At 35.9% G+C, this 18,426-nt stretch carries 12 protein-coding genes; 9 read left to right on the forward strand and 3 right to left on the reverse strand.

Features of this window, described 5'->3' with window-relative positions; genetic code table 11:
* Positions 1–490 precede the first annotated feature (490 nt).
* The 7 genes from EZJ43_RS09260 (at position 491) to EZJ43_RS09295 (ending at position 12,441) form a co-directional block, all read left to right on the forward strand.
* Positions 491–3,757 (forward strand): glycosyl hydrolase, encoded by a 3,267-nt coding sequence (locus EZJ43_RS09260; RefSeq protein ID WP_133262428.1) that lies wholly within the window; start codon positions 491–493, stop codon positions 3,755–3,757.
* Between the two features lies 1 nt (position 3,758).
* A complete protein-coding gene (locus tag EZJ43_RS09265; protein ID WP_243718075.1) occupies positions 3,759–5,531 on the forward strand; it encodes an alpha-L-rhamnosidase-related protein in 1,773 nt (590 codons plus the stop codon).
* Position 5,532: 1 nt separating this feature from the next.
* Entirely contained in the window at positions 5,533–7,347 is a 1,815-nt protein-coding gene (locus tag EZJ43_RS09270) for a glycoside hydrolase family 71/99 protein (RefSeq protein WP_165953122.1), read from the forward strand.
* A gap of 28 nt (positions 7,348–7,375) precedes the next feature.
* A complete protein-coding gene (locus tag EZJ43_RS09275; protein ID WP_133262430.1) occupies positions 7,376–8,707 on the forward strand; it encodes a BNR repeat-containing protein in 1,332 nt (443 codons plus the stop codon).
* Between the two features lies 1 nt (position 8,708).
* Positions 8,709–9,968: a DUF2264 domain-containing protein gene (locus EZJ43_RS09280; protein WP_133262431.1), complete on the forward strand. Its 1,260-nt coding sequence runs from the start codon at positions 8,709–8,711 to the stop codon at positions 9,966–9,968.
* A 161-nt stretch (positions 9,969–10,129) separates the two neighbouring features.
* Positions 10,130–11,554, forward strand: a complete 1,425-nt coding sequence (locus tag EZJ43_RS09285; protein ID WP_133262432.1) for an SDR family oxidoreductase — start codon at positions 10,130–10,132, stop codon at positions 11,552–11,554.
* A 584-nt stretch (positions 11,555–12,138) separates the two neighbouring features.
* Positions 12,139–12,441, forward strand: coding sequence for a HigA family addiction module antitoxin (locus EZJ43_RS09295; protein WP_133262434.1), 303 nt, complete (start codon positions 12,139–12,141; stop codon positions 12,439–12,441).
* A 69-nt stretch (positions 12,442–12,510) separates the two neighbouring features.
* Here the strand turns inward: EZJ43_RS09295 and idi are convergent, their stop codons facing one another.
* The 3 genes from idi to EZJ43_RS09310 all read right to left on the reverse strand — a co-directional run bounded on the left by idi (position 12,511) and on the right by EZJ43_RS09310 (position 14,696).
* Entirely contained in the window at positions 12,511–13,038 is a 528-nt protein-coding gene (gene idi / locus EZJ43_RS09300) for an isopentenyl-diphosphate Delta-isomerase (RefSeq protein WP_133262435.1), read from the reverse strand.
* A 75-nt stretch (positions 13,039–13,113) separates the two neighbouring features.
* Positions 13,114–13,950 carry a phytoene/squalene synthase family protein gene (locus EZJ43_RS09305; RefSeq protein WP_133262436.1) on the reverse strand — a complete coding sequence of 279 codons (837 nt, stop codon included), beginning with the start codon at positions 13,948–13,950 and terminating at the stop codon, positions 13,114–13,116.
* Positions 13,951–14,075: 125 nt separating this feature from the next.
* Complete coding sequence (locus EZJ43_RS09310) at positions 14,076–14,696, reverse strand: MarR family winged helix-turn-helix transcriptional regulator (protein ID WP_133262437.1); 621 nt, start codon at positions 14,694–14,696, stop codon at positions 14,076–14,078.
* Positions 14,697–14,907: 211 nt separating this feature from the next.
* Between EZJ43_RS09310 and EZJ43_RS09315 the strand changes: the two genes are divergently transcribed.
* Positions 14,908–17,343, forward strand: a complete 2,436-nt coding sequence (locus tag EZJ43_RS09315; protein WP_133262438.1) for a TonB-dependent receptor — start codon at positions 14,908–14,910, stop codon at positions 17,341–17,343.
* A gap of 106 nt (positions 17,344–17,449) precedes the next feature.
* On the forward strand, positions 17,450–18,214 hold the full coding sequence (locus EZJ43_RS09320) for a tryptophan-rich sensory protein (RefSeq protein WP_133262439.1): 765 nt from the start codon (positions 17,450–17,452) through the stop codon (positions 18,212–18,214).
* Positions 18,215–18,426 lie beyond the last annotated feature (212 nt).

Here is an 18,426-nt window from a genome sequence, read left to right on the forward strand (position 1 = left end):
TTTTAAAATCGTTTTGTCTTAAAAATTAATAATTTACATCAAGCTTGTGTATATTTCCATAAAGTAGTTCGCTAAAGAGTCGAGTTAGTTTCTCGGATGTTGTTGTTGACACTTAAACATTTAAGAAACCCGATTATTTCTGATTGCGCACCATCCTGTTTCATCTGCCATAGAAGATTTTATTAAACCTTCTTCATCTACTATGCAGGACAGAGCAGGTTGCCCAATTTAAAACAGTTCATTACGTTTAGGCTTTAATGAAATGAGAAATTGTTCATGCTAAATTTTTCTCATTCAATAAAAACACTAACCATTTATCAATTGCGCAACATGATGCTTAAACAGTCTCTAAAACAACCTAAAAGCCGTTATTTTGGCAAATGCCGTAAAAATAGGTTAGTTTTTTATACTACAAATAAATAATTTAATCATTTAGGTAAAAGCGCTCAACGTACTACTTTAACAATATATCATTCAATATTTTCTAATTATGATAGTCAAATCCATCCGCAAAATCACTCCATTTCTTATAATACCTGTGTTAATATGTGGTTTAATTTCATGTAGCAAAAAAATTACGCCCGTTAAATTAGAAAACATTGCACAACTTTCTCCGTTAGAACGGGGTTTTGTAAACGTGCCAGATTCTATACAAACAAGTGTTTACTGGTATTGGATGTCTGATAATATTTCGAAAGAAGGCGTCGTAAAAGATTTACATGCAATGAAAAGTCAGGGCATAAACAGGGCTTTTATTGGCAACATTGGCTATCCAAGTACACCTTATGGAAAAGTTAAACTGTTTTCGGCAGAATGGTGGGATATTTTACACACGGCTTTAAAAACTGCTACCGAATTAAATATCGAGATTGGTATTTTCAACAGTCCGGGTTGGAGCCAATCTGGTGGGCCATGGATAAAACCTTCGCAGTCTATGCGCTACCTTGCTTCGTCAGAAACGCTGGTTAAAGGCGGTAAAAAAGTAACTATAAATTTGAACAAGCCAAATGGCGATTTTCAAGATGTACGCGTTACTGCTTTTAAAGCGCCTAAAAATTATGCACAGGATATCAACAGTTTAAAGCCTAAGTTAGTATCAAGCGTAGCGATTAATGATCTTAATAAATTAATTGATGGCGACCAAAATACCGAAATTGCTATTCCTGCTACTAAGCAATTGGATCTTGATTTTATTACGCAGAAAGATTATACAGCTAGAAGTTTAGTTATTTATCCGGCGCATAAAGAGGGTATGGCAAATGCCGAATTACAGGTGAAAGAAAAAGATGGCTATAGAACCATTAAGTCTTTTAAAATTGATAGGAGCAGGGCAAATTTAAATGTCGGTTTCGATCCTTATGGGCCAGTTGCAATTTCTTTTCCAGCTACATCTGGTACAAATTTTAGATTGGTTTTTACAAAAGCAACCGCAAATTTCGGTATAGCAGAAATAGTATTAAGTGCAACCCCACGTGTAGAAAGTTTTACCGAAAAAACTTTGGCTAAAATGTTTCAAACGCCACTTCCTTATTGGAACGAATATCAATGGAAACCTCAAGCAGTGGTAGATGAAAAAGATTTGATTATCGATCCAACTACAATGGTTGATATTTCCGACAAAATGAATGCCGATGGTACTTTAAATTGGGATGCGCCAAAAGGCGATTGGATTGTTTTGCGTTCGGGCATGTTGCCAACCAAGGTAGAAAACGGACCTGCATCGCCTGAAGGTGTGGGTTTAGAGGTAGATAAAATGAGTAAAGAACACGTTGCAAGTCATTTTGATGCATTTTTAGGTGAAATTATGCGACGTATTCCGGCAGAAGACCGCAAAACTTGGAAGGTTACTGTTGAGGATAGTTACGAAACCGGTGGGCAAAATTGGACAGATGGAATGCTAGCTAAGTTTAAAGCAAATTATGGTTATGATGCTTTGCCATATCTTCCTGTTATACGCGGTGAAGTTGTAGGTAGCCAAGAAATGTCCGATCGTTTTCTCTGGGATTTGAGAAGGTTTATCGCGGATAGGGTGGCTTATGATTATGTTGGAGGCTTGAGAGATATTAGCCATAAATACGGTTTGCATACTTGGTTAGAAAATTATGGCCATTGGGGTTTTCCGGGTGAGTTTTTACAATATGGAGGACAATCAGACGAAATTGCTGGCGAGTTTTGGAGTGAAGGTGAGTTGGGGAATATCGAAAATAGAGCGGCTTCGTCTGCAGCGCATATCTACGGAAAAAATAAGGTTTCTGCAGAATCTTTTACCGCAGGTGGCAAACCTTACATCCGCTATCCATATATGATGAAACAGCGTGGCGATCGCTTTTTTACCGAGGGGATAAACAATACGCTGCTACATGTTTATATAGAGCAACCATCTGATGATAAAGTGCCGGGAATTAATGCAAATTTTGGTAACGAATTTAATCGTCACAATACGTATTTTAATTATCTAAATTTATTTACAACGTATTTAAAACGCAGTAATTTTATGTTGCAACAAGGCAAATACATTGCCGATGCTGCTTATTTTATAGGTGAAGATGCACCAAAAATGACTGGCGTAACTGATCCGGCTTTGCCGAAAGGTTATTCGTTCGATTATATAAATGGCGAGGTAATTAAAGGTAGAGTTAAAGTTGTTAATGGTAAATTAGTATTGCCCGATGGAATGACTTACAGCGTTTTAGTACTACCGAAATTGGAAACAATGCGCCCAGAACTTTTGCAAAAAATAACGGAATTAGTGGCGCAAGGTGCTACAGTTTTAGGCCCTGCACCTTCCCGTTCGCCGAGTTTGGAAAATTATCCGCAAGCTGATGCAGAAATTAAAAAAATGGCTAAAAATTTATGGGGTGATGTTGATGGTGTAAATGTAAAATCAAGAGTTTACGGCAAGGGCAATATTATGTCTGGAATGGATATGCAACAGGTGTTTGATAAATTGAACGTCCTGCCAGATTTTAAAACGGAGAAAAATGATCCGGTTTTATACATCCATAGAAAAAGCGCAGAAGCCGATATTTATTTCGTGAGTAACCAATCTGAAGAAACAATAGCATTAAATCCTACATTTAATGTGGAAGGCAAACAACCAGAAATTTGGGATCCAGTTACTGGAACCACAAGAAACTTAACACAGTTTTCTATGTCAAATAAAGGCACGGCTATTCCATTAAAATTGGCGCCACTTCAAAGTGCTTTTATCGTTTTCAGAAAACCAATTTCTGCTACATCTGGTATGGGCGAAAACTTTCCCGAAGCAAAAACAATTGCAACAATTAGTTTGCCATGGTCGGTAACTTTTGATCAGAAAATGAGAGGTCCAAAAAATCCTGTTATTTTTAATGAGTTGATCGACTGGACTAAAAGTGCCAACGATAGCATTAAATATTATTCGGGAACTGCTGTTTATCAAAATACATTTAATGTGAGTGAAAGAAAAACCGATGAGCGTGTTTATCTTAATTTAACTGATGTTAAAGTAATGGCGAAACTAAAAGTTAATGGTGTAGATGTTGGTGGTGTTTGGACAGCGCCATGGCGTGTCGATATTACAAACGCAGTTAAAAAAGGGAAGAATACCGTAGAAATTTCGGTTGTTAATACATGGGTAAACAGATTAATCGGTGATAGTAAGTTGCCAGAAGCTGAAAGAAAAACATGGACAAGTTATCCATTATACAGTCCTGATAGTCCGCTACAGCCTGCAGGTTTAACGGGGCCTGTTACCGTTACAACAATAAAATATTAAAATGATGAGATTAAAAAAGCAATTAATTATAGTTTCTGCTTTAATGCTAACGCAAAGTGCATTTGTTTCAGCTCAAGCTGTTTTGCCTCCGGTTTTTAAAGCGGGCGATTATCATACCGAAAAAGATAACCGTGCTAAAGTTTACCTTACGCCTACGCGTATCGTTTGGCAATCAGATGAGAGTGGAAAGTATGTAAACAATGCGAAGAGACTTTTGCAAGCAGGTAACGGACAAGCAGAATTGGTAAATAAAGATTTAGTTGTTTTAAAAAACGATAAAGATCATAAAGCTAGTTTTTTATTAGATTTTGGCAAAGAAATACACGGTGGCTTACAGTTGGTTACTGGCATGATGAAAAAAAATGCACCAGTAAAAATACGGGTGCGTTTTGGCGAATCGGTAAGTGAAGCAATGGCTGAAATTGATACTTTAAAAGGTGCTACCAACGACCATGCGATAAGAGATTTTACGCTAAATGTGCCTTGGTTGGGCGAGCTTGAAATTGGAAATACAGGTTATAGGTTTGTACGAATCGATTTGGTTGATGACGATGCCGAACTCCTTTTAAAAGAAGTGCGGGCAATGTTTATTTTTCGCGATATTCCTTATTTAGGGTCTTTTAAAAGTAGCGATGAAAGGCTAAATAAAATTTGGCTAACCGGTGCCTACACCGTACAATTAAATATGCAACAATACCTTTGGGATGGCCCAAAAAGAGACCGTTTGGTTTGGGTAGGCGATATGCACCCTGAAGTAATGACCATTAATAATGTTTTCGGCTATAACGATGTGGTACCAAAAAGCTTAAACTTAATAAAAGATGTAACGCCTCTACCCGCTTGGATGAACGGAATTAGCTCGTATTCGATGTGGTGGGTGCGTATTCAACGAGAATTGTATCAATACCAAGGCAACCTCACTTACCTAAAACAGCAAAAGGATTATTTAGTACCGCTGTTAAACTTATTAATGAGCAAAGTTAAAAATGGCAGCGAAGATTTAGATGGCATGCGCTTTATGGATTGGCCAACTTTTGCGAATAAACCAGCTGTACACGCAGGCTTGCAAGCCATGATGGTGATGACACTTAACGATGGTGCACAATTATGTCGTGTTCTGGGCGAAATAAAAACTGCCGAGAAATGCGAAGTAACCGTTGCCGAAATGAGAAAACACATACCTGATGCTGTTGGCAATAAACAGGCGGCATCTTTATTGGCTTTGGCTAATTTATTGCCTGCAAAACAAGCCGATGAAATTATTTCTGTTGGCGATACCAAAGACTTTTCTACTTTTTATGGCTATTACATGCTCGAAGCAAAAGCAAAAGCGGGTAACTATCAGGGTGCAATAAATAATATTAGGGATTATTGGGGCGGAATGTTGGATATGGGTGCTACTACTTTTTGGGAAGATTTTGATTTGAACTGGATGAAAAATGCTGGTAGAATTGATGAATTACTTCCTGAAGGTAAAATAGATATTCACGCCAGCTACGGTGCGTACAGTTACAAAAAACTTCGCCATAGCTTATCGCACGGTTGGGCATCTGGGCCAACATCGTGGCTTACCGCACACGTTTTAGGCGTAGAAGTGATGGAGCCAGGCTGTAAAGTTTTAAAAATTGTGCCTCACTTGGGCGATTTAAAATTTGTTGAAGGTACTTTTCCAACGCCTTATGGTGTAGTCAAAATTAAACACACCAAACTTGCAAATGGTAAAATAGAATCAAAAATTGATGCACCAAAAGGCGTAAAAATTATTAGAGGATAAAATGAAAAGATTTTTGAGCGTATTTTTTTTGCTATTTGCTTGTTCAATACATTTACCGGTAAAATTATACGCTCAACAAACCTCTAAAAATATTATTTCATCGTCTGCTGCGGATACATGGATAGCGACCGACCAACTTGGCAGAACAACGCCAACTGGCAACGGAGTTAAAAAAGACAAATATGTAGGCATATTTTATTTCGTTTGGCAGGGCGCGCACGGTTACGATTTTGCAGGAAAAGGTTTACGGAAAGATGAAGGCGTAATTCAAAAATCGGGGCAGGATAGCATTAGTCCGTACGATATTAGCAAAATGTTGAAAGAAAACCCAACTAATCCTCAATATGGGCCAATCAACAGTTTTCATTATTGGGGCGAACCTTACTTTGGATATTATCTTCCAGATGATGAATGGATTATTAGAAAACATGCTCAAATGCTATCCGATGCTGGTGTAGATGTGATTATTATTGATGTTACAAATTCGTTTATCTACCTCCCACAGGTTACAAAAATAGCAACTATTTACAATAAAATGAGGGATGAAGGACTATCAACACCAAATATTGCTTTTATCGTTAACAGTAATCCACAAAAAACCGTAGAGCGGTTGTATAATAATATTTATGCCAAGGGCTTATTTAAAAACCTTTGGTTTTATTGGAAAGGTAAGCCTTTAATACTCGCACCGCCCGATAAGCAAACCCCAGAAATTAGAAGTTTTTTTAACATCCGCCAATCTTGGGCTTGGAGTAAAGGGCAAAAATGGTTTGGCGATGGGCAAGATAAGTGGACTTGGCTGGATCATACGCCACAAGCTTACGGTTGGCATGAAAATAAAGATAAGCCAGAAGAGATTAGTGTGAGCGTTGCAGAGCATCCTACAGCAAATATTGGGCGGAGTTTTAATAATGGTAAAGAGCCAGAAATTAAGCAGCCAGCCTTGGGCTTACATTTTGCCGAACAATGGAAACGTGCTTTAGAAGTTGACCCCGAATTTATTTTTGTTACCGGTTGGAATGAGTGGGTTGCCATGCGTTTTGACAACGGAAATGCTAAAACTTTTTTAGGAAAGCCAATAAAAAAAGGAGATACTTATTTTGTTGACTTATACAGCGATGAATACAGCAGAGATATCGAACCGATGATGGGTGGATTTGGAGACAACTATTATTATCAATTGGTTGATAACATCCGAAAATTTAAGGGAACTAGTGCAATTCCAATTTATAATCAGGTTGATGAAATTACTATCGATGGAGATTTTAAAGATTGGGATAAAGTTACAGCCACTTTCTATGATGATTTGGGAGATACCATTCATCGTAAACATCCAGGTTTTGGCCGAATTGAGGAGTATGTAAACAATACGGGTAGAAATGATATTGTATTGGCTAAAGTTGCTACCGATGCGAAATACATCTCATTTTATGTAGAAACGGCACAGCCGATTAAGGGTTATCGCACTCAAAATTGGATGAATTTATTTATTAGTGTTGATGGTAAGAATATGCCCAATTGGGAAGGCTATCAATATTTAGTAAATGGAAAACCGATTAATGATCGCTTAACTACAATGGCTAAAAGCTTGGGTGGTTGGAAATGGGGGGATTTAGAAAACGTATCCTTCAATTTTTCGGGTAATAAAATGGAAATAAAAATCCCTAGAAGCGCCTTAAACATTACTTCAAATAATTTTACTTTAGATTTTAAGTGGGCAGATAATGTGCCTGCAGAGAATGGTGCAATCAACTTTTTAGATAAAGGTGATGCTGCGCCAAATGCCCGATTCAATTATCGTTATATTCATCAATAAGTTAAAAACCATTAATTTTTATAAAGAAATGCATTTAAAAATATCGAAAAATTTATTGGCTATCGCCTTAATTTTATGTGGTTTAACCAGTGCAAATGCCCAATTAAAAGGCATTAATGGCGCTAAAATTATCCCTGCCGGCAATGCATGGGCAAAAAACTCGGTAAACACCGTAATTTTTAGAAGAAATTCTCTAGTAACTTTTAAAGAAACCCAATACATTGCTTATTACGATGAAAATAAGAATGTGGTTTTAGGTAAAAGAAACATCCATGATAAAAATTGGGAACTCAAAGTTACGCCATATAAAGGCGATGCAACTGATGCGCACAAATCCATTAGCATTATGGTTGATGGAGATGGCTATTTACACATGTCGTGGGGGTTACACGGTGGGCCATTTAATTACTGTAAAAGTGTAAGTCCGGGATCGTTGGAGCTTACACCGAAAATGAGCATGACAGGGTTTAAAGAAAAAAGCGTTACCTACCCAGAATTTTACCGTTTAGCAAATGGAAATTTGTTGTTTTTGTATAGAGATGGAGGCTCTGGTAACGGCAGTTTAATGTTAAACAGTTACGATCTTAAAACGAAAAAATGGTCAACAATTCAGGATGGGTGGATCAATGGGGAAGGCGCTCGGAGTCCGTATTGGCAAATGGTTATAGACCATAAAGGCGCAATTCAAATTTCGTGGGTGTGGAGAGAATCTGGCGATGTAGCAACCAACCACGATATGTGCTATGCAAAATCGGAAGATGAAGGCGTAACGTGGAAAAAAAGTACCGGAGAAAACTATAAATTGCCAATTACGGCAGCAACTGCTGAATATGCTTTAATTATCCCTCAAAAATCTGATTTAATAAATTCTACAGCAATTGCCGTTGATGAAAATAATAGCCCCTACACGGTAAGTTATTGGAAAAACAAAGATGATAGCATTCCACAGTATCGATTAATTTATAAAAAGGACAACGAGTGGAAAACACAGCAAATTTCGCAAAGAAAAATGCCTTTTAGTTTATCTGGTGGTGGTACAAAGCGGATTCCAATTTCAAGACCGCTGTTAATTGTAACTGAAAAGAATAATAAAAAACAAGTATATGTGTTTTTTAGAGATGAAGAGCGAGGCAATAAAGTGAGTGTAGCTTACAGTAAGGATGTTGATAGCGGAAAATGGAAATTTGAAAATTTGACCTGCACATCAGTAGGTTTATGGGAGCCAACTTACGATACAGAGTTGTGGAAAGACAAAAAAATACTAAATTTATTTGTAGAAAACGTAGAGCAGGGCGATGGCGAAACTACCAAAGAGCTAACGGGGCAAAAAGCCGCGGTTTTGGAATGGAAAATTAAATAATATGTTTAGAAGGAAATTTTTATCGTTTATGCCCGTAACATTGGCCACGAGTTTATTGTTGCCAAAGCATTTAATGGCGGGCGGAGCCGATGATAAAATGCAATCTGCTTTGAAATATAATTCTAGAGCATATTGGGTGGCCACGATGGTAAAAATTGCAGATCCTGTTTTAAATAATTTATCCCAAGGCACATTGAGGCAGAATATGCCCATTGAATTAAATCCTAATAATAAAGAAGATAGAGCTAAAACAACGCATTTAGAAGCCTTTGGCAGATTAATGGCAGGTATTGCACCTTGGTTAAACCTCGGTGCAGATGATACAGAAGAAGGTAAGTTAAGAGCTAAATACATCAAACTTACACACAAATGCCTTTCAGTTGCAACCGATCCTAAATCGCCCGATTTTATGGTTTTTACAGGAGGCAGTTACGACCAAGCTTTGGTTGACACAGCTTTTTTAGCACATGGTTTACTAAGAGGACGCAAACAATTATGGGATCCTTTGGCAAACGAAGTGAAGCAAAATATCATCACAGCGCTGAAATCTGCCAAAAAGATTATGCCCGGATATAACAATTGGTTGCTTTTTATGGCAATGGTTGAGGCTTTTTTAGTAGAAGTTGGCGCCGATGGCGATTTGATAAGAATCGATCTTGCCGTAAAAAAGCATATAGAATGGTATAAAGGTGATGGAATTTACGGCGACGGCGAGAATTTTCATTTCGATTATTACAATAGTTTTGTAATTCATCCCATGCTTTTGCAGGTGGTAGAAATATTGGTGAAGCATAAGGTACAAAATGATGCGTTTTACAAGCTAATTTTAAGTAGGGCTGTAAGATATGCTGCAATAGAAGAACGTTTAATTTCGCCCGAAGGAACTTTCCCTGCAATTGGCCGATCATTAACTTACCGTTTCGGTGCTATGCAATGTTTAAGCATGGTGGCGTTAATGAAACAACTGCCTGAAATGATTAAACCTGCCCAAGTAAGAAGTGCATTATCATTGGTAATTTCGAATATGATAGAGCCAACAGGTACATTTGATAAAAATGGTTGGTTGCAGATTGGTTTCGCGGGCCATCAGCCAGATATGGCCGAAAATTATATTTCAACAGGAAGTTTATATTTATGTAGCGTAGGTTTACTACCATTAGGCCTGCCAGAAACTGATTCCTTTTGGGTAGATGCACCTGCCGATTGGACTTCGAAAAAAGCTTGGTCGGGTGTTAATATCCCTACCGATCATTCTATTTAAGCTACCAGCAAACTTTGCAATTGTAGCTGCTTAACTAGTTTTCAATTATTTTTTGAAACTCATAAAGCCAATGTTTCGAAACAATTTGTTTCAATCTTCTATTTCTTATAAACCAAGTAACTTATATTTGGTTATAATCGATGCTATAAACGATACAAATAATGAAAATACTGCTAACGGGATCAACAGGGTATATTGCACAACGTTTATTGGTTGTTTTGCTCGAGCAAAAACATCAAATCATTTGTTGTGTAAGGGATAAAACCCGTTTCGATAAAACTAAATATGCAGGTTTTGATTTAGAAGTTATAGAAGTTGATTTTTTAAATAAAGAAAGCTTAAAAATTATCCCAAGTGATATAGATGTAGCCTATTATTTAATGCATTCTATGTCATCTTCCGAACAGGATTTTTTAGAAGCTGAAATTTCGACTGCCGATAACTTCAAAAATATTATAGAGCAAACCACCACCAAGCAGGTTATATTTTTAAGTGGAATTGTAAACAGCGAAAATCTATCTAAGCATTTACAATCGCGCTCCAATGTAGAAAATCGCTTAAAATCTGATAAATATGCGTTAACAACCCTGCGAGCCGGAATTATCGTAGGCTCTGGAAGCGCCAGTTTCGAAATTATTAGAGATATAGTTGAAAAATTGCCCGTTATGGTTGCGCCAAAATGGTTAAACACTAAATGCCAACCCATTGGGATAAGGGATGTACTCAGCTTCTTAAACGGCGTGCTTTTAAAAGAATTCACCTACAATAAAGCTTTCGATATTGGCGGGCCCGAAGTACTTAGTTATAAGGAAATGTTGTTGCGCTTTGCAAAAGTTCGTGGGTTAAAAAGATGGATTTTGATTGTACCAGTTATGACTCCAAAATTATCGTCATATTGGCTGTATTTTGTTACCTCAACATCTTTTACCTTAGCTAGTAATTTGGTTGAAAGTATGAAAATTGATGTAATTGCCGAGCCAAATAATTTGCAGGAAAAACTTGGTATTACGCCCATGGATTATGAACAAGCAATTAAATTAGCTTTTGGAAAAATCGAACAAAATCAGGTTATTTCGAGCTGGCGCGATGCCATGAATACGAGTGCATACCCCGATCACTTTACCAAATTAATTGAGGTGCCACAAGAAGGTTGTTTTAAAGATAAAAGATCAATGCAGGTAGAGAATCCAGAACGGGTTTTAAATAATATTTGGTCTATTGGTGGCGACACAGGTTGGTATTATGCCGATTGGTTATGGTCTATAAGAGGCTTGCTTGATAAATTTGTTGGCGGCGTGGGTTTACAACGTGGCCGAACCAATTCTAATTCGTTACAAACAGGCAGCGTGATCGATTTTTGGAGAGTTATTTTGGCAGATAAAAATGAAGGCCGACTTTTACTGTATGCAGAAATGAAATTACCAGGAGAAGCTTGGTTAGAATTTAAGGTTGACAAGGATAATGTATTAACGCAAACGGCTACTTTTAGACCATTAGGAATATCTGGCAGGTTATATTGGTATGCAGTTTTGCCTTTTCACGCTTTTATTTTTAATGGAATGATGCGGAATATTGCAAAGAATTAGAGGCATTTTCATCTATACCAAGTTTCTGAAGTTGAATCTAATTGTGAGCTTAAACTTAAAACGAATTCTCATATTTTTATATGAACGTACAAGAGTATCAAATTTTGATACTTATCAAATTTTGATAAGTTAATTTTATTATTTACTTTTTTAGCGCATTGGGGATACACTAATTATACATCCTTTAAACTCTAATTATGAATAAGACAAAGATACTAATTATTTAGGCTATGAAGATTAGGATTGTTGACGAGTATCTAGTTTTACTTGCGGAGAACAAAAATACTGGGGAAAAAAAAGTATCCAGAAGAAGTTGAGATTGGGTTCAGAAAGAGGATAGCTCAGATTAAGTATGCCAATGGTTCTACCGATTTAAGACAAATTAAATCTTTACATTTTGAAAAACTTAGAGAAAAAAGATACTTGGGAAAATATTTTATTAGAATAAATAAGGCATATAGAATCATATTTATAATAGCAAAGGAAGAGCGCCTAGAGGTAATGCAAATTGAAGAAATCAACAACCATTACAGTTAAATTAACGCCCGCTTCGCATTCAGTGTAGCGGTTTAACCAATTTATAAATGAATAATCAAATTTTTAATTTTAAAGGTGTTGAAATTGAGATTGAAGCCTTTCATCCGGGAGAGTTTTTATTGGAAGAAATCGAAGAAAGAGGAATTTTAAAAAAAGATTTGGCATTCGCTTTAGAAATTCTTCCGAATAACTTAAGCTTGCTTTTTGCGGGAAAAAGGAATATTTCAGCACAACTTGCACTAAAAATTAGTAAATTTTTGGGGACGAGTGCAGAATATTGGTACGGTATGCAGACTGCGTATGATTTACAAAAAGCAAGGTTGGAAGAAAAACAGAAAGAATATGCATAACGGCTGTTACAGTTTTTTTCTACAAACTGGTTCTATGTAATCAACATTAAAGTCGATAACATTAAACTTCTAAAAATTAAGCTTTTTATAATTCACCATTACCTCATCAAAACAGATTTTTAACCAAGGCGTATAATTATGCTCGTGTATAATTAAATCATTTTTTAAGTCTTCCATATTGATGTATTTAAACGAAGCTACTTCTTGCGTATTAATATTTGGCAAATCATCCGACAGGCCAAAAAACACATGGTCGTACTCGTTTTCAATTAATCCATTATCGAACTTTGCAAAGTATGAAAAACTAAAAATTGGTTTTAAATCGGCAACTAAATCCATTTCTTCTTTCAACCTTCTATTGGCAGCCTCGGTGTTTAATTCACCTGGGCGGGGATGACTGCAACAGCTATTTGTCCATTTTCCAGGCGAGTGATATTTATCTAAAGCCCGTTGTTGTAATAACAATTCGCCTTTGCTGTTAAAAATGAAAACCGAAAATGCCCTATGAAGTTTACCTTCTAAATGTGCACTCATTTTAGGCATAGTACCTATTGGCTCATCTTTTTCATTTACAATAATTACCTCTTCCTCTACCATAAGCTAACTTTTATTGTTTTTACCGATTTTTAAGCTGGTTAGTATTGAATTTTTATTTCTTTTAACTTATTTTACTTAAATGGTATTTGTTTTATACCTAATTATAGAATCAAACATCAGTGCAAATTTACGCGGATTGGATATTCTAATCCTTTCTGCCATCACTTTCTCGGCAGAACTACCCTTAATTTTGTTGAATAACTTTTTGTAATAAACATAAGCTAAATAAACGCCATTTTTTGCTGATGGAGGTAACTTTCTTATGCCAACTAGTGCTTGTCTAAATTCATCTTCGATTTCTTCTTCAATAATTCTCTTTTCAGTGTTAGAGAAACTCGATAAGTTTACATTTGGGAAATAGGTGCGACTAAGACTGTAAAAATCTGCGTTAACATCTCTCAAAAAGTTTACCTTTTGGAAAGCCGATCCTAATTGCATGGCCGAATCCTTTAGCTCATCGTATTGTTTTTTATTTCCATCGGTGAAAACCCTCAAACACATCAATCCAACTACTTGCGCCGAACCTAAAATATATTTATTGTATTTTTCTGGCGTGTATTCTTCTTGTTTTAAATCCATTTCCATACTGTCTAAAAACAATTCTATAAGTTCTCTTTCAATATGATACTTATTTACGACATGCTGAAAAGCATTTAAAACAGGATTAAGGCTAATTCCATCTTCTATGGCTTCAAAACAATCTCTTCGAAACCTAGAAAGTAAAAGTTCTTTGTTAAAATTATGAAAGCTATCTACAATTTCATCTGCCACCCTTACAAACCCGTATATGGAATAAATGGGTTGGCGCAGTTTTGGGTTTAAAAAATAAATGCCCAACGAAAAACTTGTGCTGTAGCGTTTTGTAATCATTTCGCTACATTGCGTAGATAACTTATCAAATATCTCTTTCATAATGTCTGGAAGTTAAATAGGTTGTTCATGTTGTAAATAATAGAAGTTTAAAATGATAGAAATCAGCTTCTTATAGTTTTTTTAATTTTGGTTGTTAATGGAGAATAAGTTAAGCATTTTCTGCTTTAATTATATACAAAACCACTTGAATTTAGTTTGTGAAAATCTTCCAGTTTAAGTAATAATCTAATCAAATCTATTTTTTCAGTCTCATTAAGTGGTTCAGTTACGTTGTTAGAGGCTTGCCTTATATTTGGAATGCTTTCTTCTAAAAGGCGTCTGCCTTTATCTGTAATGCTTATTATTCTATTTCTTTTATCCGCGTCTGTTGTTGCCTGTTCTGCCCAACCATTGTGGATTAATCTATTTACAATCTGTATTCCAGCCGATTTTTCGTGAATATTCAACTTAATTAATGCAGTTTTAGTCATGCTGCCTAAAGATGCCAAACTAATCAAATAGATAAAATCATCAGGCGTAGAAAACTCAGTTCCCGAAATGGCATCTTTTGCGTGCAGTTTTGCATACCTGTATAAATGTACAAGTGAAGTATTAATTACACTATCTGGCGATCTTCCATCAGATTTTCCACCCCAATCGGGTTCTGGAAGAGTAGGATGCCCTTTCTGCTTAAAATATTCATTCATCCATTGGGTAAAAGAATATACATCGGTGGTTCCACTATGCTTTTCGGCATCGTAAATTTTAATTAAATCAATTACTTCTTTAGTTAAATCGTAATACATAATTAATATTATTTATACAAATCTAATACATTATAGTATATTATTGTACTAATTAATGAAATTAAAATATATTACCTTGTAATAAAAGTGTTATAAAATACATTTTTGGGATTTATTGGTGTATTTAAGTACTTAAATTATACATATATGAAAAATCAAAATTTTATTCGCATATATTTGTACCTATTCTTATCCTCTAAATTTAATTCACTTGAAAATTCGCTACCCTCTAATTTTTGCATTTTTATTGATTTGCAATTTTGCAATTGCTCAACAAACTGGTGTAATTACCGGCACGGTACAAAATATAAATACCTCGGAAGTTATCTCTGGCGCTACTATTTCGTTAAATGGAATATCGGCTACGGCTTTAAGCGATAGTTCTGGCCGATTTAAACTAACCGTTCCTGTTGGTACCTACAAAGTCTCTGCGGGCTATATTGGGTATTCAACACAAATTAAATATAATATTGTGGTGGGCAGTGGTAGTCCACAAATTGTAAATTTCGAGCTGAGTACCGAATCCACAACGCTGAACGATGTTAGTGTAAGCTTTAGTAAAGGTAAATCTGCAATCGCTACCGATATGGTTACACCCTTATCTGTTCAACAACTTACTACGGAAGAAATAAAAAGGAGTCCGGGTGGTAATTTTGATGTATCGAAAGTAGTACAAACTTTGCCTGGTGTTGGGGTAAGTAATGGGGTAGGAGAGCGCAATGATATTATTATTAGAGGTGGCGCACCGAATGAAAACGTTTATTATTTAGATGGTATAGAAATTCCCGTGCTTAACCATTTTCAAACTCAAGGAAGCTCTGGCGGTGCACAAGGAATACTCAACGTATCTTTTATCGAGAGTTTAAAATTAAGTTCATCCGCTTTCGATGCCCGGTACGATAATCCGTTAGCATCTACATTTGTAATTAAGCAACGAGAAGGCAACCCCGATCGAATTGCGGGTAATGCTCGTGTAAGTTTTACAGAAACTGCATTAACTTTAGAAGGTCCAATATCAAAAAATACCACTTTCTTGGCATCTGCCAGAAAATCATATCTAAGCTTTTTGTTTAAGTTGATCGATTTGCCAATAAGACCAGATTTCGACGATTTTCAATATAAAATTACCCATAAATTTAATGCAAAAACGAAACTTACTGCAATTGGTTTAGGCGCAATAGATCGTTTTAGCTTTGCGCCAACAAAAAAATCGACGCTAGAAAATACGTATGTTTTACGCTCAACGCCTTACATAAACCAATGGAATTATACCGTAGGTTTTAATTTAAACCACCAAATTGAAAACGGTTTTTACAACTTTACATTAAGTAGAAATGTGTTTGATAACAGTTTAAATAAGTTTGAGGATGACAACCAAGACGAAAGTAAAAGAACACTAAAAGTTCAATCGCAAGAGATAGAGAATAAGTTTAGGTTTGATATTAACAAATTTGTAAACGGCTGGAAATTATCTACCGGCGTAATGGCTCAACTTGTTGATTATAAAGCCGAATTTTACAACAAAATTTCTGCTGAAGTGAAAGATGGAATGGGCAATGTGGTTGCGCCTCTAAAAGAGATCAGTTTTAATAACGATCAAAGTTTCTGGAAATATGGGGCATTTCTTCAGGCATCAAAAAATCTTTTTAATGAGAAATTGTTGCTTTCAGCTGGCATCCGTACTGATTTGAATACTTTTACAAATTCTGGTGATAACCCGTTTAAAACACTTTCCCCTCGTGTATCGCTAGCTTATCACATTAATCCAAAATGGGATATTAGTGCTTCGGTTGGCACCTATTTTAAAATTCCACCCTACACAATTTTAGGCTATTTGAATAATGCGGGTGTTGCAGTGAACAAAAACACCGAATATATTCAATCTACCCATTATGTTTTGGGCACGCAATTTTTGCCGAGAAATGATTTGAGATTTACTTTCGAAACCTATTACAAAAGGTACAATAATTATCCAGTTTCTTTGGCTAACGGAACATCTTTGGCCAATCAAGGTGCAGAATATGCCTCAGTTGGTAGCGAGCAAGTAGTTAGTACAGGAAATGGAGAAACCTACGGTTTTGAATTATTTGTACAACAAAAGTTGATTAAGAATTTTTTCTACGTAGCAAGTTACTCTTTCGTCGTAAGTAAATTCTCAGGCTTAAATCAACAGCTAATATCTTCCTCATGGGATAATAGAAATTTATTATCGCTTACGTTGGGTTACAAGTTAAAGCGAAACTGGGATTTGGGCTTGAAATACCGTTACTCAGGTGGTTCGCCTTACACACCGTTCGATTTACAGCTTTCGCAACAAAATTACGTGACAATTGGAACAGGCGTAGCCGATTATGGCAGATTAAATAGCGAGCGCTTAGCACCGTTTAGTCAGTTAGATTTTCGTGTTGATAAACGCATAAATTTTAGAAAAACTGCCTTAAATTTTTATGTAGATTTACAAAACATATTAAAAAATGAGAATGAAAATATGCCTAAATATACCTTTAAAAGAACGGATGATAATTCGGGCTTTTTAACAACCGATGGCATGCCTCTGCAAACAAATGGATCAAATGGAATACCCTTTATTTTGAATACGAAATCGGGTAATCTTATTCCTTCGTTTGGCGTGATATTTGAATTTTAAGGCCGAATATATTTAGGGGCTATTTTTAAAACAAAATGCAACTTGAATTCCTTTTTTAGGTGTTTGGTTTGTCTTATCGAATTTTAGAAACAATTAAATCATTATTATGAAAAAGATCTTTGCTATTTGTAATTTGTTAGCCTTAATTGCCACAATTGTAATTAATTATCTTTCTAACACGGGGGTTTTTAATGGCAATACCATGAAAACGGTTTCGGATAAATACTTTAATTATTTTACGCCTGCTGGTTACGCTTTTTCTATCTGGGGATTAATTTACCTACTATTAATTTGTTTCGTAGTTTATACGGGGCGTGTTTTGTTTAATAAAACTGCCGATGAAACGCTAAGCAAAATAGGATGGTGGTTCGTGCTTTCTTGTTTAGGAAACTCGCTTTGGGTTGTGGCTTGGCTGTATGATTATACAGGTTTATCGGTATTGATTATGTTGGTAATGCTCGTTGCGTTAGTTAAAATCGTTACTAATATTAGTGTTCAAACAGCAAGTTTAAAGCATTATGTGTTCGTGTATTTACCTTTTGCAATTTATCTAGGATGGATTTCTGTCGCTTTGGTTGCTTGCGTATCTGCTTACCTAACCAAAATTAACTGGGCAGGTTTTGGCATTTCAAAGATAGATTGGGCGATTGTAATGGTGCTTATAGCAGGTTTGATAAACATATTGATGATTTCTTGCAAAAATATAAAGGAGTTTGGAATGGTGGGAATTTGGGCGTTAATAGCTATTGGAGTTTCCAACACGCAGGAGCGTGCACCAATTGCTTTTGTTTATCTCTGTTATCTTGTTGCAGGTATTTTAGCTTTAGCTATTATTATTGGTTTTTTTAAGAGAAAGAGGGTCGATATTTAATTTGTGTTTACTGGCTTATATCCTCGTTTAGATAATTAGCTGTCTCAAATTGGTATTCTATCAATGTTTTTAAAAAATAGCTGGTGTTAACGATTGCAGTGGCATCCTTTTTTTCTTCAAAAAAAGATAAAACGTAAAGCGTGCCTGCCTATCGGCAGATAGGTTAAAACGCACAAATAAAAAATTAAATTATCAAAATTAGGTTGGTAAAG

Origin of the sequence: Pedobacter changchengzhani, assembly GCF_004354365.1 — a bacterium.
GTDB classification, from domain to species: Bacteria; Bacteroidota; Bacteroidia; order Sphingobacteriales; family Sphingobacteriaceae; genus Pedobacter; species Pedobacter changchengzhani.